The following is a 20,185-nucleotide window of genomic DNA, read 5'->3' as shown; positions in this document are numbered from 1 at the left end:
AGTGTGTTGAAGATCATTGATCGCTTAGACGTTTTCCAGCGACAGCATAATGATTCTTTGGCATTTCTTCAATGAAGACGACAACATTACCAGCAGGAGCACCTGTTGTTTCTGCGACTGCTTCTGTCACTTTTTCACAAAGTGCCCGTTTCTGTTCTTCTGTCCGGCCTTCAAGCATTTTTACAGTTACGTATGGCATTTCATTTCCCCCTTCCCGTAATTATTGGGTATAGTGTATATAGTATCAGATTTGGAGGGGACGAAGAAATGCCAAATGAAAATAAACCGAAGCAGAAATTGGGTTTCACAATTATAAAGGATGATCCGACTGACGGCCACAAAGGGTTCGGGATTGGATCATTGTCACTTGAAAACGTGTCTCCTGTTATTATCGACGTTAACGAAGGGGTTGCACGCATTGAAATCGGCGCGATGCATGCCAGAAGTGACACGGAGCGCGGGGTCAAATTTACGCTGAATCGTGAAGATTCGGAAGGCGGAAAACCATACTGGCTTGTCTGGGTAACAATTGATTTCCGCGAAGAAGGACCTTATTATGCAGGTGTCACGGCGTGTGAAATGGTCGTCAATCGTGAAAAACGCCGAGGATATAAAGTGCTGGCAGATCATGTAAACCGGATGGATAAATCGATGAAACGAAATATTATCGTGGATCATATGGATGATAAATCAAAGCATATCCTAGCTGATTTCCTTATGACTCATAATAAGGAAATGTGGGATAGAAGCGAACCGAAATTGCATATTGATTTGAGCGTCGATTCTCCGGAGTTGTGAACAAAAAGTGACAAATTCCGCATACTTCTTCATCCGAGGTTGAATGTCGGCTTGAAAGGAAGTACACTGAAATTACAGCTTGCAATTGTAAGCTAGGACAACCGGAATCGTGCATTCCTTACTGAATAGTCTATCAAACAAACCCAAGCGCGATACACCATTCGACAGGACGCCTTGAACGGTAAAAAAGCTTTCCAACCCAGAAGTAATTCGGGGGAGGAAAGCTTTTTTGAATTTAATGAATGAGGGGCAGCCGATCATATCAGGCTGTAGACCGCTCGTATCCTCCCGTCGAGCGCTCATAACAGGTTGAAGACCGCACATATCCACCCGCCGAGCGCTCATAACAGTTGAAGACCGCTCATATCCACCTGCCGAGCGCTCATAACAGGTTGAAGACCGCACATATCTTCCCGTCGAGCGCTCATAACAGTTGAAGACCGCTCGTATCTTCCTGCCGAGCGCTCATAAGTGGTTGAAGACCGCTCGTATCCTCCCGTCGAGCGCTCATAAGTGGTTGAAGACCGCTCGTATCCACCCGCCGAGCGCTCATAACAGGCAGAGACCGCTCATATCCTCCCGTCGAGCGCTCATAAGTGGTTGAAGACCGCTCGTATCTTCCCGCCGAGCGCTCATAAAAGGCAGAAGACCGCCCGTATCCACCTGCCGAGCGCTCATAACAGGTTGAAGACCGCACATATCTTCCTGCCGAGCGCTCATAACAGGTTGAAGACCGCTCATATCCACCCGCCAAGCGCTCATATCAGGCTGAAGACCGCTCGTATCCACCCGCCGAGCGCTCATAACAGGCCGAAGACCGCTCGTATCCACCCGCCAAGCGCTCAAAAGTGATTGAAGACCGCTCGTATCTTCCTGCCGAGCGCTCAAAAGTGATTGAAGACCGCTCGTATCTTCCTGCCGAGCGCTCATAACAGTTGAAGACCGCTCATATCCTCCCGTCGAGCGCTCATAAGTGGTTGAAGACCGCTCGTATCCACCTGTCCAGCGCTCATAACTGGCCGTCCACCGCACATATCCACCCGTCAACCAAAATCCAACTCACTCAAAAAACGAAAATGGAAACAGCTCGAACTTCTTCCCATCGCCTTCACCAGAAGAGCGTTGTTCACGCAGCGTTTTATCCGTACATAATTTTTGAGGCATATCCTTCTCTTTTACATAAACGAGCCGCTGTTTGTCGCATCCATTCACAGCGATGCCACCAGTGTCGACGTCAATGATAACCCCGTTAACTCCGGTTGGTGGGATGAATGGTTCGGCTGGTTTGCCGCGATGGACCGTCTCCATGAAGTCGATCCATATTTTTTTCGATGCCGCTTTATCTGTCGTTTCAGTCAGTTGCTCTCCGACATCAAATCCAGTCCAGATGCCGGCAGTCAACGATGGAGTGTAACCAATTAAGTATTGATCTGAAATGGTTGTACCTGACTTGGCGGCATACGGTCGTGTCTGTTTTTGCCTCATCGAAAGCCCTGTGGCAGAAGAATAATCATTGAACACGGGATCGAACATGCCTGTCATCAGGTGGGTTAGAACAAATGCGTCTTGTTCACTCATTACACGTTTTTTACTCATTTTCGGATGTTCGTAGATTGTTTTCCCTTCCGCATCTGTTATGGATAGAATTGTCGTTGGAACTGTTTCGATTCCGCCTGAAGCAATCCGATTATAGGCATTCGTCATATCGGACAGCGTAACAAGCGAAGTACCAAGTGCGGTTGCAGGTGATTCCGGGAACTTACCATCGACTCCAAGACGTTCAGCCATTTTACTGAATTTTTTATAGCCGATATCTTCAAGTGTTTTCACTGCATAGATATTGTCAGAAATAGCAAGTGCTTGTGCGAGAGAAATAGGGTGTCCGGCAAATTTACCGTTCACGTTGTTCGGTTCATACGTCGAGCGCCCATCATCATATGTGAAAATGGTCTTTTCAGTCGATAAAAATGTAAGCGGGCTAAATCCATCTTCCAAAGCAGCGGCGTATAAGATAGGTTTCATGGCGGAGCCGGGTTGTCGTTTTGCTTGTGTCGCCCGGTTGAATGGGCTGTCGGTATAATTCACCCCGCCTACGAGCGATGTGATTGCACCTGTGCCAGCCTCAATTGACATGAATCCAACTTGCAATCCACTATCTGGCATCCATTTGTCAATCATTTCTTCCGCAGTTTGCTGATGGAGTGGGTCGAGCGTTGTTCGGATTGTCCAACCGCCTTCTGCAGGATATCGTCCTTTTGCTGTGAGCACTTTTTCCGCTTCGCGCCATACTTCATCAAGGAAATAAGGAGCTACGCGCTTTGTATCAGCCCATTCACGGTTTTTAAGCGTGATCTGCTCGTTTGTCGCCCGTTCTTCTTGCCGCGCAGTAATGTATCCTTGAGCCTCCATAAGCGAAAGTACTAACAATGACCGTTCGCGTGATTTCTCAGGATTTTCAATAGGCGAATAAATCGAAGGGCCTTTCGCGATGGCAGTAATAACGGCGGATTCTTCCAAGGTTAAATCTTTTGCCGACTTACCGAAATAAAACTTGCTTGCCGCCTCGACACCATACATGCCATGACCGAAGTAAACCGTGTTCATATAGCCTTCTAAAATGACATCTTTCTCATAAAACACTTCCATTCGATAGGCGTAAAGTGCTTCATTAATTTTCCGCGTCCACGTTTTTTCGAACGTCAAATACAAGTTTTTCGCATATTGCTGGGTGATTGTGCTGGCACCTTCCACTTTACGTCCAGATTTCACGTCCTTTAATAGAGCGCCAGCAATCCGTCTATAGTCAAAGCCGTTATGATTATAAAAATTCTTGTCTTCCGTCGCAACGACCGCGTCGATTAGAAACGGGGACATTTCATCAAGGCTGACCCAGTACCGCCTTTCCACAGAAAAACGGTCGCCAATTTGCTTGCCGTTTTTATCGAGAAAGACGGAAGCTTTGGGCACACTTAAAGAAGGTGCACCTGTAATTTGTGCATAGAGCCTAAGTGATAGGAAGACGGTCAGCGCCGCCATCATCATGGTGACTATTAATAGCAGCAAACGCCGTAACGTCGTGCGTCTTTTTTTCTTTTTCACATACACTGTCCGTCGCATACGATCCCGTCCCGTCCGTGTCATTGCATCTAGTATGCGACGCTTGGAATCAGATTAAACGGAACCGACGTAAAAACATGCATTGCTCGGATAGATTGAAATGTATACCGTAAAAAGGATATAATAAGAAGATGTTTTCATGAAAAGGACAGTGAGTGTATGGAATCGCGGGAAAAAGAGCGATATGTAAAGATTAAGCTTCATTCGTCAATCCGTCATCCCGGTCTAGACGAGGAGAAGCATGAAGTGAATGCAAAAGGTTTGCTGATTGAAAAAGCCGGCAAATCTTATTTGAAATATGAAGAACAACAAAGTGGGAATTCAGTCCAAACAATCGTGAAATTGGATTCTGCAAATGCACTGATTATGCGCCGTGGTGCTGTTACGATGCGGTTGCCGTTTGTTAAAGCCGGTGAAAGACCAGGAACATATGGCAGTGGACCAGCGACGTTTGACTTAGTTGTCAAAACGGAAAAACTCGATTTTACAGAGAATGAGGATCGTTCAGGCGGCCGATTCAATGTGATTTATGATTTGCATACAGAAGAATCACTTCTAGGAACATACAACCTGACTATTACATACACGGAGGGAACGATATGAACGCGGTAGAACAAATTCAACATGAAGTGAAATTAGCACTCCGTCAAGCGGTACTTGATGCGGGGTTGGCAGATGAGACGGTTATCCCGGACATTATGCTTGAAACGCCTAATAACAAAGACAATGGCGATTATGCAACGAATATCGCTATGCAATTAACAAAGGCAGCGAAAAAGCCGCCACGCGCAATTGCGGAAGCGATTCTTGAAAAGTTAAATACGGATGGCACTTCGATTGACTCAATTGAGATCGCAGGCCCTGGTTTTATCAATATCAAATTAAAAACCGATTATTTAGGTGACATCGTCAAGACAGTACTTGAGCAAGGTGAGAACTACGGCCGTTCAAATTCCGGCAATAACCAAAAAATCCAAGTTGAATTCGTTTCTGCCAATCCGACAGGCGATCTTCATCTTGGACATGCACGCGGGGCTTCCCTAGGCGACTCTTTAAGCAACGTCCTCGATTTTGCAGGCTATGACGTCGCGCGTGAATATTATATTAACGATGCGGGCAACCAGGTGCATAACCTTGCACAATCCGTTGAAGCACGCTATTTCCAGGCACTTGGTTTGGATAAAGAAATGCCTGAAGACGGTTACCAAGGGCAGGATATCATTACGCTAGGGAAGATACTTGCGGATGAATTCGGCGATAAATACGTCAATGTGCCCGATGAAGAGCGTTATACGTTCTTCCGTCAATACGGACTTGATTATGAATTAGAGAAGTTGAAGACTGACCTCGCCAATTTCCGAGTGTCGTTTGACGTCTGGTTCTCGGAAACCTCATTATATAAAAACGGTAAGATCGATGTCGCTCTTGATAAATTACGTGCGAACGGCCATGTATTTGAAGAAGACGGCGCTACATGGTTCCGTTCAACAACATTCGGCGATGACAAAGATCGTGTGCTCATTAAAAATGACGGTACCTACACTTATTTGACACCGGATATCGCATACCATGAAGACAAATTGTTCCGTGGGTTCGATAAACTTATTAACATCTGGGGTGCGGATCACCACGGTTATATTCCGCGGATGAAAGCGGCAATTGAAGCACTTGGCTACGGCAACGACACACTCGAAGTCAGCGTCGCACAAATGGTTCAGTTGTATAAAGATGGAGAAAAATTCAAGATGAGTAAGCGTACAGGGAAAGCTGTAACTTTGCGCGAACTCGTTGAAGAAGTCGGTTTGGATGCAGTTCGCTACTTCTTCGCAATGCGTTCAGGCGATTCACAAATGGACTTCGACCTAGACCTGGCGATTTCACAGTCGAATGAAAACCCTGTGTACTACGCGCAATATGCGCATGCACGGATTTCATCGATCTTGCGCCAAGCTAAAGAGAACGGAATGTCAGCATCTGTGGACAATGTTTCTTTATTACAAGCTGAAAAAGAATTGGAATTAATGAAGAAAATCGGGGACTTCCCACAAATAATCAGTGACGCAGCGAGACTCCGTTCTCCACACCGCGTTGCAACCTATATCCAAGAACTTGCTGCAACCTTCCACAGCTTCTATAACGCAGAAAAAGTATTGGATCCAGAGAACCGCGAATTGTCCGAAGCACGTCTAGCATTAATTACAATCACACGCACAACAATCGCAAATGCGCTGAAACTTATTGGTGTTTCTGCACCAGAAAAGATGTAATAAAATTGAACGCCCTACTTGAGAGATTGTTATCTCGCAAGTAGGGCGTTTTTCACATGCAGATATTCACTCTATATATGTTGAACAAATGAATACGACGTATGCTCTTTACAAGGGCTTTTGGAAGGCCGCTGAATAAGTCCAAATACCTGGAGTGAATTAGAAATCCTGCTAATACCGCTTCGACGCTTTGTGGATGCCTCCCGCGATAAGCCAGAAAGAAGACCACTTTCAGTCTTATCGCTCCGGCTACCACGAAGGCGCGCCTGCGCTGGATGGTCCATGTGAGAAAGAGCATTTCGTTAGCTGCGATGAAATCTGCAATCGGGAGTGCGTCTTTCTTTAATATAATTAGTATCAACTAGTAATCACCTTATAGTCTTGGCATATACAACTCAAAATCACTTTTCTCCTGATAATCAACGCCCTAGCGCAGGCGCGGCAAAGGGGTCGCCGAAGCCGTAAGACTGGATGCGAAGCGCTAATCCAGGCTTATGGCGGGAGGCATCCCCAAAGCGCCAAGCGATCTACAATCCACATCCCCTAATTACAACTCTTTCATTATTAAGCACCACAACAGATTCAACGGGATTCTTTAATTCAACATATCTAAATCTACAAATCTCCCTCGCTATCGACACATTGAAAATTTATAGTATACTGAATGTTGGACGAAAATACATACCAAACATAAAGGTGCCTCGTATTAAAGACGGGGTTAAAAGGGAAGCCGATTCAATGTCGGCGCGGTCCCGCCACTGTAAGTGTGAGCTAGTCGCAATTTGTCACTGGAAAAGTTCCGGGAAGACGCGATCAGCAATGAACACAAGCCAGGAGACCTGCCTTTATGGATCACACGTACCCTACGAGGATAGGATTGGTGAAAATCGGCGTCATTATACGTCTAGATTTTTACTCAGCTTATTCCTCCGTAGCAATTACGGGGGATTTTTATTTGGATTAAACAGGAGGAAAACAACATGAAGAAAATCTGGCAATTAGGGTTGACGGCTATCCTAGCAGTATTCCTACTCGCAGCATGTGGAACTGCAACACAAGACAAGCCGAAAGTGGAAGGAACACCGAAAAGTGAAGTGGTCACAGCCGAGTTCCCGTTGACACTCACGGACGCAGTCGGCAAAGAAATCACATTAGAAACGGCACCGGCAACAATCGTTTCGATGATACCGAGTAACACGGAAATTTTATTTGAACTAGGTCTTGCTGATGAAGTTGTCGGCGTAAACGATTATGATGATTATCCCGCGGAAGTAGCGGAAAAAGAGAAAATCGGCGGCCAGGAATTTAACGTCGAAAAAATCGTATCGATGAATCCTGAAATCGTTTTTGCGCATGAATCGGGACTTGGAAAGGGTGAAGCGGGACTGCAACAAATCCGTGACGCAGGAATTCCTGTCTTTGTTGTAAAAAATGCAGCAAACTTCGAAGAGACGTATACAACGATTGAAACAATCGGTCAAGCGACTGGCAAAACAGTAGAGGCAGAGAAAATCATTACGGACATGAAAGCAAAAGTAGAAGAAGTATTGGCGAAAACAGCAACAGTCGAAAACAAAAAGACAGTTTTTGTTGAAACATCACCAGCACCAGATATTTACACACCAGGTAAAAATACATTCATGGATCAGATGCTTGAAATGATTGGTGCTGAAAATATTGCTGCTGATAAGGAAAACTGGTTTATGATAGCTCCGGAAGAAATCGTTAACCGTAATCCCGATGTAATTATCGTGTTGTATGACTATATCGAAACGGCAGTTGCAGACGTTTATGCACGCCCAGGTTTCGATACGATTACGGCGATCAAAGAAAAAGCAGTTGTTCAAGTTCAAGAAAATATCACAAGTCGTACAGGTCCACGCCTAGCTGAAGGGCTTGAAGAAATAGCGAAAGCCATTTATCCTGAGGCTTTCGGTGAGTAAATCTAGCGTTGCCTACATCGTTTCCGCCGCTGCACTGATTGTGGCGGTATGGCTCGGTGTGTCGATTGGTTCTGTGAAAATACCGATCAGTACGTTATGGAATGCGGGAGCAGATGCAACAGCAACCAACATATTGTGGAAGATTCGTATGCCGCGTGTTGTGCTGGCCGGCCTAGTCGGTGCATCGCTCGCAATTTCCGGTGCGGCTTTTCAAGGGTTATTGAAAAATCCGCTTGCTGATCCCTACACCCTCGGAGTGTCATCCGGCGCCTCGGTCGGTGCTGTTATGACGCTCTTTTTTGGTATTTCCATTCCATTTCTAGGCACTTATACGCTTCCTATATTCAGCATGGTCGGCGCCGCATTAACAATGTTCTTGGTTCTTGGATTCGCACGCCTCGTTGACCGCGCGATGAGAATGGAAACAATTATTTTGACTGGAATCATTTTCGGTTCATTCCTCGGCTCTGTCTTGTCACTTATGATAGCGCTCACAGGGGAAGAGTTGCGCCAAATTATTGGTTGGCTACTCGGCAGCGTATCGATGCGGGGGTGGAATTATATTACGATGATTTTGCCATTCGTTATCGTAGGTTCATTCATGCTATGGCTAAATCGCCGTGAATTAAATGCGATGCTGTTTGGAGAAGAACGGGCACATCATCTAGGTGTCAATGTGAAGCGTCGTAAATTCAGCATCTTGATTGGCGGATCCATCCTTACAGGTTCTGCCGTCGCAGTATCCGGTACGATCGGTTTTGTCGGTCTAGTCGTTCCGCATATGACGCGGCTCCTATGGGGATCAGATCATCGTCATCTCCTTACACTATCGTTTATGAACGGTGCGACATTGCTCATCATTTGTGACTTGATTGCACGGACAATCATATCGCCAACTGAACTCCCAGTAGGCGTCATCACGGCATTTATCGGTGCGCCGGTCTTCGCTTTCATCTTCTACAAACAACGAAGGAAAGGGGGAATGTGATATGTTACAAGTCGAAAATATTTCTGGCGGTTATGGAAAAGAACCCATCGTGAAGGCAGTGACATTCAATGTCAATAAAGGCGAAGTGCTCGGCATACTTGGTCCAAATGGCAGTGGTAAATCCACGCTATTGAAAATTATTTCAGGCATCCTCCCGAAGGATACAGGCACAGTTACAATTGATGGGCAAGACGCGTCCAGCTATTCACAAAAAGAATTCGCTAAAAAGGTAGCCGTCTTGCCGCAACTCCATGCACATGCATTTTCCCACTCTGTTCGTGAAACGGTAGAACTCGGGCGATATCCGCACCAATCAGGACTATTTTCATCTTGGTCAGCTGAAGACGAGCGTGCCGTCACTGATGCGATAAACAGTATGTCAATCACGCGCTATGCTGAAAACCAGATAGAACTACTATCAGGTGGCGAACAGCAGCGCGTATTCGTTGCACAGGCCCTTGCTCAGGAAGCTCCGATTTTATTGCTCGATGAACCGACAAATCACTTGGATATCGCTCACCAGCAACAATTGCTCGATACGATTCGTCAACAGGCAATTGACAAAGGACTCACAGTTATTTCGGTGTTTCACGATATCAATTTGGCTTCTTTATACTGCGACCGACTTCTCTTGATGGATAAAGGGCGAATTGCGAAAATAGGTGTACCGCAAGATGTTGTGAGGGAAGAGGCAATCCAATCTGTTTACGGTGCGTGTGTCAAATCACAGTCGCATCCTGAATTGCCAAAGCCTCAGATTACGCTACTGCCGGACACGAAAGAGGAAAAGAAGGCGTTCACAGTTAAAAAAGAGGATTTTTCCGTGTCATCAGACTATGTTGCACTGACAACACACTATCCACTGAAAACGTTATCTTCTGCAGTTCATAACGCAGGAACTGGTTGGTATCGGTCGTTTGTCAATCGGCATGTTGATGCTGATTACAATTGCGACGATGTTAAAGCAGAAATGGCTTCCTATCTAGAGCAACAAGGATTTCATTTGACAGACACGGTCGGTATGATGACCGCCGTCACAACAGAACACGCGGAAGTTGAAGAATATACAGGCGACTTCGGGACCGTATTGATTGCGGTAACGGCGGGGGTCGGCAATGCAGTCGATGTGTCGCAAGTACTCACGCGTGACCAAAAACCTCGTGTCGGTACGATCAATACATGGGTTATCGTCAACGGTCAATTGCCTGATGAAGCATTTATTCAAGCAATGATAACGGCAACAGAAGCGAAAACGAAAGCGCTGCAAACGGAATCAATACTAGATCCACTAACCGGTACCATTGCGACGGGCACGTCGACGGACAGCCTGCTTGTCGCGGCGACACAGCAGGGGGAAATACTTCCTTATGCTGGACCTATTACTCCGCTCGGCAAATTGATTGGCCACGGGGTTTATGACTGTACGGTGCGGGCAATCCGTGTATACAAGAAAGCGAAGGGGTGGACAACTTGATTCCTGCACATTTTATCGCCATCGCATTTGGTTTTCTGATTGATAGGATTATTGGCGATCCACCGAACTGGCCTCATCCAGTCCGCTGGATCGGAACGTTCATCTCAAAATTGACCGCGGTTTTGAATAAAGGAAGGTTCCGAACGTTGAAAGGGGCGTTTATCCTCTTCACCACAGTCGGAATTGTGTTGATCATTGTATTTTCTTTAGTCGGTCTGGCTTATCAATACAGTATCTATGCTGGGATTCTTGTGGAAGGAATTCTCATCGCCATCGGGCTTGCCCAAAAAAGTTTACGCGATGCCGCGCTTGACGTCTATCGACCGCTCGCTGCAAAAGATTTACCTGCTGCGCGAACGAAACTGTCATGGATTGTTGGCCGTGATACCGAAAAATTGAAAGAAAGCGGCATTGTACGCGGGACAGTTGAAACAGTGTCGGAAAATATTTCAGATGGCATCACATCGCCACTATTTTGGGCTTTTCTGCTAGGAGCGCCCGGTCTTTGGATGTACAAAGCAGTGAATACACTTGATTCGATGGTTGGTTACAAAGACGAACGTTACGACAAGTTCGGTAAGTTTTCTGCACGTGCGGATGATATCCTGAATTTCATACCAGCACGCATAACAGGTTTTCTTATTATTTTATATGCGCCAAATAAAGGCGGAATTTCCTTATGGAAACGGTTCACTGGTTGGAGCAAAGACGCAAGAAATCATCCAAGTCCGAACAGTGGCTTTTTGGAAGCAGCGACGGCTTGGCAACTTGGCGTTACGCTGGGCGGAACAAGTACATACCGTGGAATCGTATCGAAACGTCCTGAGCTTGGTCCAGGTAACACCCCGCTAACCGCCATACATATTAAACAAACCATTACACAGATGCATAGCATCGCGTTTATTTTCTGGCTTGTACTAACAGTGATTGGAGTGGCTTTTTATGAAGTTGCCTGAACATGGCGCAAACCCAAACGATGTTTATTCCAAACTGGGGATAGCACAGCCAACACAATTGCTGGATTTTAGTGAAAATGTTAATCCAGCAGGACCTCCTGATGCGATTACTCAGATGTGGCCAAGTTTGCTGTCAAAGCTCAGAACTTATCCAAATCCGGAAGGGGAGCCGTTTTTGTCCGCGGTGGCCGATTACCATAGTATTTCACCAGCTAGTTTATTCGCGGGGAACGGGGCGGCAGAACTGCTGGCACTTTTGGCAGAGCGCTACCGCGGAAAGTGTGCGATTGTCGTGCACCCAACGTTTTCAGAATACGAAGCGACGCTCTTGGCGAAGGATGTGGAAATTGTTCGCGTTTTTGCGTCGGAAAAAGATGGTTTTAAATTGCCGCTGGAAGAGTTGCTCGATGCAATGAACTCGGCAGCAGTCCTTTATCTTTGTACACCAAATAACCCGACTGGAATAATGCCTGCACGAGCGGACTTGAATGTTATTATCCAACACGGTGCTGAAGTCGGTTGCGAGATTGTTTTAGATGAGGCCTTTATCGATTTTGTTGATGAATCACTGTCCTTCATTGCAGATATAACGAATAATCCGCACGTCATCATCATTCGTTCCATGACAAAAATGTACGCCATTCCGGGAATACGCCTCGGGTATATCGCAGCACATCCATCGATCATTGAGGGGATAAAAGCACTCGCACCGCATTGGAACGTTAACGGTTTAGCGGCACACATTGGCGTAGCGTGCTTACAGGAAGAGCGATATCGAGAACAGGCAATTCAGCACAGTAACGGTGAACGCAAAAAGATGACACGGTTCTTAACGGACCATGGCTGCATTGTTACGGATTCTGTTACGAATTTCATCTCATTCACACTGGGCGCCGGCCGTGACGCCAACAAACTGTACAGTGATATGCTCGCGCGTGGCATCGTCCTCCGCCATTCACAAAACTTCCGAGGCATGGATGGCAGATGGCTCCGGATTGGCATGAAAAACACTGCAGACATGGCAGTGCTTCGAAACGAACTGGAAAAGTGGTTCGGGCAGTACTCGGGTCAGCGGTTGGGTTGGTTGGGTGACAGTCACCAAGTCAAATTAGACACTATTCAGACAACTCCATCGGAGAAATTGACGTTCATCAGTGGTGGGGTTCGGAGTGGAAAAAGTTCGTATGCGGAGAAACTGCTTGTTGATGAAGTGCGTGAAAATGGAGGGCGGCTTGTTTACATTGCCTCCGGCGTCGCGACGGATTCTGAAATGCAGGTACGTATTGAACGTCACAAATCTGATCGTTCCACCGATAGTTGGACGACCCTTGAACAACCCGTCAAGTTAGAAGAGGCATTGTCCTTCATTCAACAAGGGGACTATATCTTGTGGGATTGCCTAACGACATGGCTGGCAAATGAGTTATACATGGGTTGGGAGTCAGGAAAACCCTGTATCGAACAACCGGGGTGTATGGAACTGAAAGAAACACAGTTGTACACAACGATTGACGCGCTAGTATCGTTAGCTGCCCATCTTGTTATTGTTTCGAATGAAGTCCTTGACGAACTGCCATCTGAATATGCTGAAACGGAAATCTACAGTAAATGGATTGGCCGTATTCACCAAGTACTTGTCAAAAAAGCTAGCACAGCAATTGAAATGGATTACGGAATCCCAATCGTATGGAAAAATGAACGGCAGGAGGTAACGCAATGAATGGACTGATTGTGTTAGGAACGGCATCGGATTCTGGGAAAACACTGATTTGTACAGCGTTGTGCCGTATTTTATCCGACGAAGGCGTACGCGTAACCCCCTTCAAATCGCAAAACATGTCTGGTTTTTCAGCGACAACGGAAAATGGTGAAGAAATGAGTCGAGCGCAATTCATTCAAGCACAGGCCGCTAGAACGAAACCATCGATTTATATGAATCCTATTTTGCTGAAACCAGTTGCAAACATGAAATCGGAAGTGCTTTTTTTCGGTGAGAGGTTTGGTCCAATAGCAGGAATGGCGTACCGTGAACAGTTTTTCACGCGCGGAATTGAGGCGATTAAAACATCTCTTGTCAAACTGGCAGAAACGTACGAAACGGTTATTATCGAAGGTGCAGGAAGTCCAGCGGAAGTGAATCTTAACGACAGAGAAATTGTTAATATGCGAGTGGCAGAAATCGCGGATGTGTCAGCAGTTTTAGTAGCGGATATTGATCGCGGCGGCGCTATTGCTTCGATTGTTGGCACGTTGCAACTTTTACCACCCGAGCATCGAAAACGTGTCAAAGCCATTATTATCAATAAATTCCATGGTGACGTTTCTTTATTTCAAGAAGGTATTGAATTTATCGAATCGTACACTGGCATTCCAGTTGCAGGCGTTATCCCTTATAAAGTTGATCACGGCATTGAAGAGGAAGATATGGACCGACCGGTTACGGAAGCGCCAGCAGGAGTTGACGTCTACGATGTGTGGGCAAAACATGTCAAAGCGAATCTCAACTGGCTGCTTATAAAAGAAATTTTGGCGTCTCCCGGAGAGATGAAATGAATGGATTGTTGCTGGCTATGCAATTTTTCACCGCAATTCCTATTCGAAAGGAATTGCCTCTTGGCCGAAGAGAAGTGACGGCAATGTATGTGGCGCTTCCTTTCGTTGGAGCGGCGATAGGGCTTGCGATGTACGGTGTGTCTGAACTCTTGTTGAACGTGGTGAACTTCGGAACGCTTCTCACCGCAGTGTTCATTGTTTTGACTGGTATCTTTCTGACTGGTGGTTTGCACCTGGATGGCTGGGCAGATACGGGCGATGCGTTCTTTTCATACAAAGACCGCAAAAGGCGACTCGAAATTCTAGAGGATCCACGGCTTGGTGCATTCGGAACGATGGCGCTTGTTCTACTCATCATCGTAAAAATTGCTTTGTTCAATGAAATTCTGATGCGCGGTACTGGAAATAGTGCGTTATACATCGCAATCCCTTTCCTGGCAAGAGCTACTATGAACCTGTATTTCTCAAAGGTACGTCTTGCAAAGGACAAAGGAATCGCCCACTTTTTCAAAGAAAAAATTTCAGCAAATGTAGTCGTGGGTTGGACATTAATTAGCAGTGCGGCGATTTTATTTGCGATAGGATTTTTATTGAAAAGTGTACTCATTCCTGTGGTGCTAACGGTTCTGCTCGCAGTTGCACTAGTGACGTTCCGTAACTGGACGTTGAAACATTTCGGAGGTGTCACAGGTGATTTATGCGGTGCATTCATTGAAGGCTTGGAGGCGTTGTTATGGCTAACAGTTTTGTGCTTTATCTAATCCGACATCTTCCCACCGCGGGGAATAAAGAACGGAAATACATTGGTTGGACGGATGAACCAATTTTGGAACCAGTAGAAGTGTTGGAATTGTTCGAGTGCCTGTCACCCATACAATTCGTTTACGGAAGCGATCTACTCCGTTCAAGACAAAGTGCTGCACGCTATTTTCCACACGCTACATTTCAAGCAGATGCCAGTTGGCGTGAATGTAATTTTGGCGATTTTGAAGGGAAAACATATGCGGAGCTTGAACAGAATAAAGACTATAGAAAATGGCTTGATAATCCATATATATTTGCACCAACTGGTGGTGAAAACTTGAAAGACTTGGAAGCGCGCGTACTAACCGCGCTCAACCAACTTCCAAACAAGGCGGTTGTCGTGACACATGGAGGACCCATCCGCGTAGTCCTGACAAAGTTTTCACCAGTAGAAAAGGATTTCTGGTCCTGGGTTACACCCCACGGAAGTGGCTACAGGCTTGAATGGGAAAGTGATCTAGCATTCAAGGAGGGAAAAGTGTGCACATCTATATCGGCGGTGCCCATAACGGCAAACGAGAATTCGTAAAAAAACAGCTGACGAAACAAGGAAAACACAACGTACAATGGATAGAAGGAAATTTATTGTTGAATTGTAAGGGTGACAGTCACCCATACAATTCCGGAACTATTCAGACAATTGTGGTTGCTGGGATTGAAGAGTGGCTTAGTGAGACAAATTTGCCGGAGGAAGCGGCGATTGCTTATGTGATGGAGGGAATTGCTGGTCGAAATGTCATTTTTATTTTGACGGATATCGGACGTGGGATTGTTCCGGTAGATGCGGAACAACGAAAGTTGCGCGATACTTGCGGGCGGCTCTATCAGTGTCTGATGGCGGAAGCGGATGAAGTGACCAGGATTTGGTATGGCCTTGCAAAAACAGTGAAGAAAAGGGGAGAACAATAATGAAAATTTACACACGTACAGGGGATAAAGGGAAAACAAGTTTAATAGGAGGGCGTGTCGACAAAGACAGCCTTCGTGTTGAAGCATATGGAACGATGGATGAATTGAATTCATTCGTCGGTAAAGCAATGACAGAACTGGATCCTGCAATTTTTGCAGATATACTGGCAGATTTGGAAGCCATTCAAAACGAATTGTTCGATGGCGGTGGCGACCTTGCAAACGTTATGAAAGAACGTCATTATAAATTGTCTGAAGAACCGGTTGAAGTGCTTGAACAACGAATTGATGTGCTAATGGAAGAAGCACCGCCATTAGAGAAATTCATCTTACCAGGTGGATCACCTGCTGCCGCAACACTTCACATTGCACGGACTGTCGCTAGACGCGCGGAACGCCAGACGGTAACGCTTTTAAAAGCGGAAGAAGATGTGCCGTCAGTAGTTCAACGTTATTTGAACCGGCTTTCCGATTATCTTTTTGTTGCAGCACGTATTGCGAATTCTCGGGTTAACGTACCGGATAACGAATACGTAAGAAGTGCGAAAGTGTTCAAAACGGATAAGAAAAAGGAGGACTAATCGATGCAATTGAAACGGCTCACATTGACGGCTTTTTTTGCAGCCCTCTGTGTTATCGGCGGATTAATAAAAATCCCGTCCAACATCGGTTCCTTGGCACTTGATACGGTACCGGCACTTATTTCAGCGGCCTTTCTTCCGCCCGTATTTTCAGGAATTGCCGCGATGCTCGGACACACCGCCTCTGCAATGTATGCTGGATTTCCTTTTGGTCCATTACATGTGCTCATTGCACTTGAAATGTTCGTAATCGTTATCATCTTTGCACGTCTGCACAAAGCGGGACGCAATCTAACGAAGTGGGCTTTTTTCATAGTGGCAAACGGTTTAATAGCACCGTTACCATTTTACTTCCTGATTTCACCAGCGTTTTTCCTGTCGGCAATTCCATTCCTTTTACTCGCAACAATTGTTAACGCAGTTGTTGCGGCAGTTGTCATGCCAGCACTTCAGCATGTCGTTGCCGGGCGTATGGGAGAACTTCGATGAGGAATGCCATTGATATCGGCAACGGTTTTATCGTAACTACGGATAATTCAGGCGGCATCGGCGAAAAAACGCAGGATATTGTTAATGTGCCAGACCGAGTCACTGCCCATTTTGCCGCACGCGTCACCCTGTTTGAGCAATGGGCATCTCATGCGGCACCTGTTTCAATCCTCATCCACAATTTTAGTGGCAGCGAGAGTTGGGGAAATTACGTGGCAGGGGTGACGGATTTATTCCACGAGGCGGGGCTTGAAGTTCCGCCTATTAGCGGCAGTTCAGAAACGAATATGGAACTTGTCCAGTCGGCAATGGCAGTCACGATGATCGGCAAAAAAAAGAAAGTGCCTACTTCGGAAAATAATGAATGGTTTACTTACGGCTCACCGCTCGTTGGAGATGAAGTACGAAATCGTGTGAATGAAATTGCATCCGTTGCGCTAATTCACAAAGCGATGAAAGATGGAATCGTCCATCAGATCTGGCCAGTTGGCTCAAGCGGAATTTTACAAGAGGTCCGTTTGTTGACTGGAAGTAAAGAAGTACGGATCGAAACCATTCTGGATCCAATGAAATCAGCGGGGCCGTCCACAGTTGTTCTCCTAGCCATTCCGGAGACAAAAATTAAAAAAGCTGAAGCACTTTTCGGCGTTCATTTGAATAAACTAACGATTAGTACTTGAAACCTGCATTGTTCTTGCAGGTTTTTTCTATATCTAAAGTGTGATTCCGACCATAACTACCGCAGAACCGATCATATAACCAATGCAACCGATCATAACCGCCGCAGAACCAATCATATAACCACTACAACCACTCGTATCCACCGCTCGACCAATCATATAATCACCAAACCGCCCGTATCCAGCGCAGAACCGATCATATCCACAACCCAACCGATCATCCCCCCCACCACCCTCTAAATTTCACCGATATCTCAAAACTATCAAAACTTTTAGTTGACTGAACGCTCATTCATAATTAAACTAGAAAATAGACATCGACACGATACCTATTTTCGACTACACTATCTGTACTATTCAAACAATAGGGGAAGGGGAGAGAATAAATGCATCCATTGCTCATTGCCAACTGGATTCTGTTTCTCGCAGTTGTGGCCTACGCGCTTGCGCTGTTCACATATCTAATCAAAACACGGATTCAATTTATCAAACTGGGGAGAAAAGAAGAGTTTGATAACAATGTTTCAGAACGTCTCCGCAAAATATGGGTATACGTTTTTGGACAAAAGAAATTATTGAAAGATAAAAAGAGTGGAGCAATCCACGTTATGTTTTTCTACGGGTTTTTACTCGTACAATTTGGAGCTATCGATCTTGTCTGGAAAGGATTAAAACCAGGCTCACACTTACCATTCGGTTCAGTGTATCCTGCCTTTACGTTCTTCCAAGAAATCGTTGCAGTTACAATTCTCGTCGCGGTCGTGTGGGCATTCCACCGCCGGTATGTTGAGAAACTAGTCCGTTTGAAACGCGGATGGAAATCCGGGCTTGTCCTTATTTTCATCGGTGGACTTATGCTTTCAACACTACTTGCGAACGGTATGAACATGATTTGGCAAGGACATGAAACGTCATGGACGGAACCAATCGCATCGACGATTGCTACAGTTTTCAGTTTCATGCCAGAAACGGGAGCAGCGGTTATTTTCTTCGTTGCTTGGTGGATCCATCTGCTAATCTTACTGACATTCCTTGTCTATGTGCCGCAATCTAAACATGCGCATTTGATTGCAGGACCTGCTAACGTTTATTTCCACCGTCTGGATCATGCGGGCCGCTTAAAACCAATCGACTTCGAAGCGTTGGAAGATGTGGAAGAAGGAGAAGAAATGCCGCCGCTTGGGGTTGGTAAAATTACTGACTTCACGGAGATGCAAATGATCGACTTTTACGCATGTGTCGAATGTGGACGCTGTACGAATATGTGTCCAGCAACAGGCACTGGTAAAATGCTGTCTCCGATGGACTTGATTACTAAACTGCGTGATAACCTGACAAATACAGGTGCACTGATGACGAAGCAGAAACCGTGGGTACCAACGCTCGCGTTCAATAAAACAAAAGGCAATCAGATTGCATTTGCAGCTGGACTTGAAGGCGCTACAATGGACGACATTTACAACCCGTCCCTCATCGGCGACATCATCACGGAAGAGGAAATCTGGGCTTGTACAACATGCCGTAATTGTGAAGATCAATGTCCGGTTATGAACGAACACGTTGACAAAATCATTGACCTTCGTCGTTACCTTGTGATGACAGAAGGGAAAATGGATCCTGATGCACAGCGCGCGATGACAAACATCGAACGTCAAGGGAATCCATGGGGTCTTAACCGCAAAGAAAAAGAAAACTGGAGAGATGCACGTCCAGATCTTCATATTCCAACGGTCAAAGAATTGAAAAAAGCTGGCGAAGAATTTGACTACCTATTCTGGGTCGGTTCAATGGGATCATTCGATAACCGTTCCCAAAAAATCGCTTTATCATTTGTCCACCTTATGAATGAAGCGGGCATCAAGTTCGCCATTCTTGGCAATAAAGAGAAGAACTCCGGAGATACGCCGCGTCGCCTAGGGAATGAGTTTTTATTCCAAGAGCTGGCTACGGCCAATATCGACGAATTTGAAAAAGCGGGTGTCACAAAACTTGTTACGATTGACCCGCATGCATACAATATTTTCAAAAATGAATACCCTGATTTCGGATTTAAAGCAGAAGTAGTTCATCATACGGAAATGCTTTACGAACTCGTTATGCAAGGGAAATTAAAACCCGAGCATGCTATCAATGAAACAATTACGTTCCATGATTCCTGTTACCTTGGCCGTTACAACGACGTCTATGATCCACCGCGTGAAATCCTTAAAGCAATTCCGGGTGTAAATCTCGTTGAAATGAAACGTAACCGCGAAGACGGCATGTGCTGTGGAGCGGGCGGAGGACTTATGTGGATGGAAGAAGATACAGGCCAACGCATCAACGTCGCGCGCACAGAACAGGCGCTTGAAGTAAGCCCGGGAATCATTTCGTCCGGATGTCCATACTGCTTGACGATGCTATCAGATGGTACGAAAGCAAAAGAAGTGGAAGAGTCTGTAGGCACATATGACATTGCCGAATTACTGGAACGTTCGATTTTCGGTGAAGGCTGGCATCCTGCGGAGACAGAGGAAGTAGAATCGATTGTGCAATAAACCATTGCGGAACAATCAGTATTGTCGTATAATTACTAGAATTAGCACTACGGGTTAACAAGCTTAAAAAGGAGTGGAAACACTCCTTT

The 20,185-nt window shown here is 45.8% G+C and carries 21 protein-coding genes and 1 riboswitch; of the genes, 16 read left to right on the top strand and 5 right to left on the bottom strand.

Translation table 11 applies throughout. From position 1 onward, the window contains the following. Positions 1-13: 13 nt before the first annotated feature. Entirely contained in the window at positions 14-199 is a 186-nt protein-coding gene (locus MKZ11_RS01525) for a 2-hydroxymuconate tautomerase (RefSeq protein ID WP_340792304.1), read from the bottom strand. A 68-nt stretch (positions 200-267) separates the two neighbouring features. Here MKZ11_RS01525 and MKZ11_RS01520 point away from each other — a divergent pair, with 68 nt between their 5' ends. After that, positions 268-798: a YwhD family protein gene (locus MKZ11_RS01520; protein ID WP_340792303.1), complete on the top strand. Its 531-nt coding sequence runs from the start codon at positions 268-270 to the stop codon at positions 796-798. Positions 799-1,222: 424 nt separating this feature from the next. On the opposite strand, the gene MKZ11_RS01515 is transcribed toward MKZ11_RS01520, so the two are convergent. Genes MKZ11_RS01515 through MKZ11_RS01505 form a run of 3 tightly spaced genes read right to left on the bottom strand, consistent with a single transcriptional unit; the run spans position 1,223 to position 3,915 of the window. Beyond that, positions 1,223-1,351 (bottom strand): hypothetical protein, encoded by a 129-nt coding sequence (locus MKZ11_RS01515; RefSeq protein WP_340792302.1) that lies wholly within the window; start codon positions 1,349-1,351, stop codon positions 1,223-1,225. Continuing rightward, a complete protein-coding gene (locus tag MKZ11_RS01510; protein ID WP_340792301.1) occupies positions 1,348-1,845 on the bottom strand; it encodes a hypothetical protein in 498 nt (165 codons plus the stop codon). Before MKZ11_RS01510 ends, MKZ11_RS01515 begins: the two co-directional genes overlap by 4 nt. A gap of 12 nt (positions 1,846-1,857) precedes the next feature. Next, on the bottom strand, positions 1,858-3,915 hold the full coding sequence (locus MKZ11_RS01505) for a transglycosylase domain-containing protein (RefSeq protein WP_340792300.1): 2,058 nt from the start codon (positions 3,913-3,915) through the stop codon (positions 1,858-1,860). Between the two features lie 159 nt (positions 3,916-4,074). Here MKZ11_RS01505 and MKZ11_RS01500 point away from each other — a divergent pair, with 159 nt between their 5' ends. The 14 genes from MKZ11_RS01500 to MKZ11_RS01435 all read left to right on the top strand — a co-directional run bounded on the left by MKZ11_RS01500 (position 4,075) and on the right by MKZ11_RS01435 (position 17,559). Continuing rightward, positions 4,075-4,518 (top strand): DUF1934 domain-containing protein, encoded by a 444-nt coding sequence (locus tag MKZ11_RS01500; protein WP_340792299.1) that lies wholly within the window; start codon positions 4,075-4,077, stop codon positions 4,516-4,518. Next, positions 4,515-6,182, top strand: a complete 1,668-nt coding sequence (argS, locus tag MKZ11_RS01495) for an arginine--tRNA ligase (protein WP_340792298.1) — start codon at positions 4,515-4,517, stop codon at positions 6,180-6,182. Before MKZ11_RS01500 ends, argS begins: the two co-directional genes overlap by 4 nt. Positions 6,183-6,859: 677 nt before the next feature. After that, positions 6,860-7,043, top strand: a riboswitch (cobalamin riboswitch). Between the two features lie 119 nt (positions 7,044-7,162). Beyond that, complete coding sequence (locus tag MKZ11_RS01490) at positions 7,163-8,125, top strand: ABC transporter substrate-binding protein (RefSeq protein ID WP_340792297.1); 963 nt, start codon at positions 7,163-7,165, stop codon at positions 8,123-8,125. Then, positions 8,118-9,113 carry a FecCD family ABC transporter permease gene (locus tag MKZ11_RS01485; protein WP_340792296.1) on the top strand — a complete coding sequence of 332 codons (996 nt, stop codon included), beginning with the start codon at positions 8,118-8,120 and terminating at the stop codon, positions 9,111-9,113. The genes MKZ11_RS01490 and MKZ11_RS01485 overlap by 8 nt, the downstream gene beginning before the upstream one ends. Before the next feature lies 1 nt (position 9,114). Next, positions 9,115-10,587: an adenosylcobinamide amidohydrolase gene (locus tag MKZ11_RS01480; protein ID WP_340792295.1), complete on the top strand. Its 1,473-nt coding sequence runs from the start codon at positions 9,115-9,117 to the stop codon at positions 10,585-10,587. Continuing rightward, complete coding sequence (gene cbiB / locus MKZ11_RS01475; protein WP_340796883.1) at positions 10,587-11,543, top strand: adenosylcobinamide-phosphate synthase CbiB; 957 nt, start codon at positions 10,587-10,589, stop codon at positions 11,541-11,543. The genes MKZ11_RS01480 and cbiB overlap by 1 nt, the downstream gene beginning before the upstream one ends. Then, the gene (locus MKZ11_RS01470) at positions 11,530-13,263 is read left to right on the top strand and encodes a bifunctional adenosylcobinamide kinase/adenosylcobinamide-phosphate guanylyltransferase (RefSeq protein ID WP_340792294.1); all 1,734 of its coding nucleotides are present in this window, start codon (positions 11,530-11,532) and stop codon (positions 13,261-13,263) included. Before cbiB ends, MKZ11_RS01470 begins: the two co-directional genes overlap by 14 nt. After that, on the top strand, positions 13,260-14,096 hold the full coding sequence (locus MKZ11_RS01465; protein WP_340792293.1) for a cobyric acid synthase: 837 nt from the start codon (positions 13,260-13,262) through the stop codon (positions 14,094-14,096). Before MKZ11_RS01470 ends, MKZ11_RS01465 begins: the two co-directional genes overlap by 4 nt. Then, positions 14,093-14,857: an adenosylcobinamide-GDP ribazoletransferase gene (cobS, locus tag MKZ11_RS01460; RefSeq protein WP_340792292.1), complete on the top strand. Its 765-nt coding sequence runs from the start codon at positions 14,093-14,095 to the stop codon at positions 14,855-14,857. Before MKZ11_RS01465 ends, cobS begins: the two co-directional genes overlap by 4 nt. Then, positions 14,830-15,429, top strand: a complete 600-nt coding sequence (locus MKZ11_RS01455; RefSeq protein WP_340792291.1) for a histidine phosphatase family protein — start codon at positions 14,830-14,832, stop codon at positions 15,427-15,429. The genes cobS and MKZ11_RS01455 overlap by 28 nt, the downstream gene beginning before the upstream one ends. Continuing rightward, positions 15,381-15,809, top strand: coding sequence for a bifunctional adenosylcobinamide kinase/adenosylcobinamide-phosphate guanylyltransferase (locus tag MKZ11_RS01450; protein WP_340792290.1), 429 nt, complete (start codon positions 15,381-15,383; stop codon positions 15,807-15,809). Before MKZ11_RS01455 ends, MKZ11_RS01450 begins: the two co-directional genes overlap by 49 nt. After that, positions 15,809-16,390: a cob(I)yrinic acid a,c-diamide adenosyltransferase gene (locus tag MKZ11_RS01445; protein ID WP_340792289.1), complete on the top strand. Its 582-nt coding sequence runs from the start codon at positions 15,809-15,811 to the stop codon at positions 16,388-16,390. Before MKZ11_RS01450 ends, MKZ11_RS01445 begins: the two co-directional genes overlap by 1 nt. A 3-nt stretch (positions 16,391-16,393) precedes the next feature. Then, positions 16,394-16,879, top strand: coding sequence for an ECF transporter S component (locus MKZ11_RS01440; RefSeq protein ID WP_340792288.1), 486 nt, complete (start codon positions 16,394-16,396; stop codon positions 16,877-16,879). Then, positions 16,876-17,559 (top strand): hypothetical protein, encoded by a 684-nt coding sequence (locus tag MKZ11_RS01435; protein WP_340792287.1) that lies wholly within the window; start codon positions 16,876-16,878, stop codon positions 17,557-17,559. The genes MKZ11_RS01440 and MKZ11_RS01435 overlap by 4 nt, the downstream gene beginning before the upstream one ends. A 33-nt stretch (positions 17,560-17,592) precedes the next feature. On the opposite strand, the gene MKZ11_RS01430 is transcribed toward MKZ11_RS01435, so the two are convergent. Further along, on the bottom strand, positions 17,593-17,772 hold the full coding sequence (locus tag MKZ11_RS01430) for a hypothetical protein (protein WP_340792286.1): 180 nt from the start codon (positions 17,770-17,772) through the stop codon (positions 17,593-17,595). Positions 17,773-17,945: 173 nt separating this feature from the next. Here MKZ11_RS01430 and MKZ11_RS01425 point away from each other — a divergent pair, with 173 nt between their 5' ends. Next, complete coding sequence (locus tag MKZ11_RS01425; RefSeq protein ID WP_340792285.1) at positions 17,946-20,096, top strand: (Fe-S)-binding protein; 2,151 nt, start codon at positions 17,946-17,948, stop codon at positions 20,094-20,096. Positions 20,097-20,185 lie beyond the last annotated feature (89 nt).

This window comes from Sporosarcina sp. FSL K6-1508 (assembly GCF_038007465.1).
Classification (GTDB): Bacteria; Bacillota; Bacilli; order Bacillales_A; family Planococcaceae; genus Sporosarcina; species Sporosarcina psychrophila_B.
Note: the sequence above shows the minus strand (reverse complement) of the source record. Positions and strands in the feature narration are given on the sequence as shown.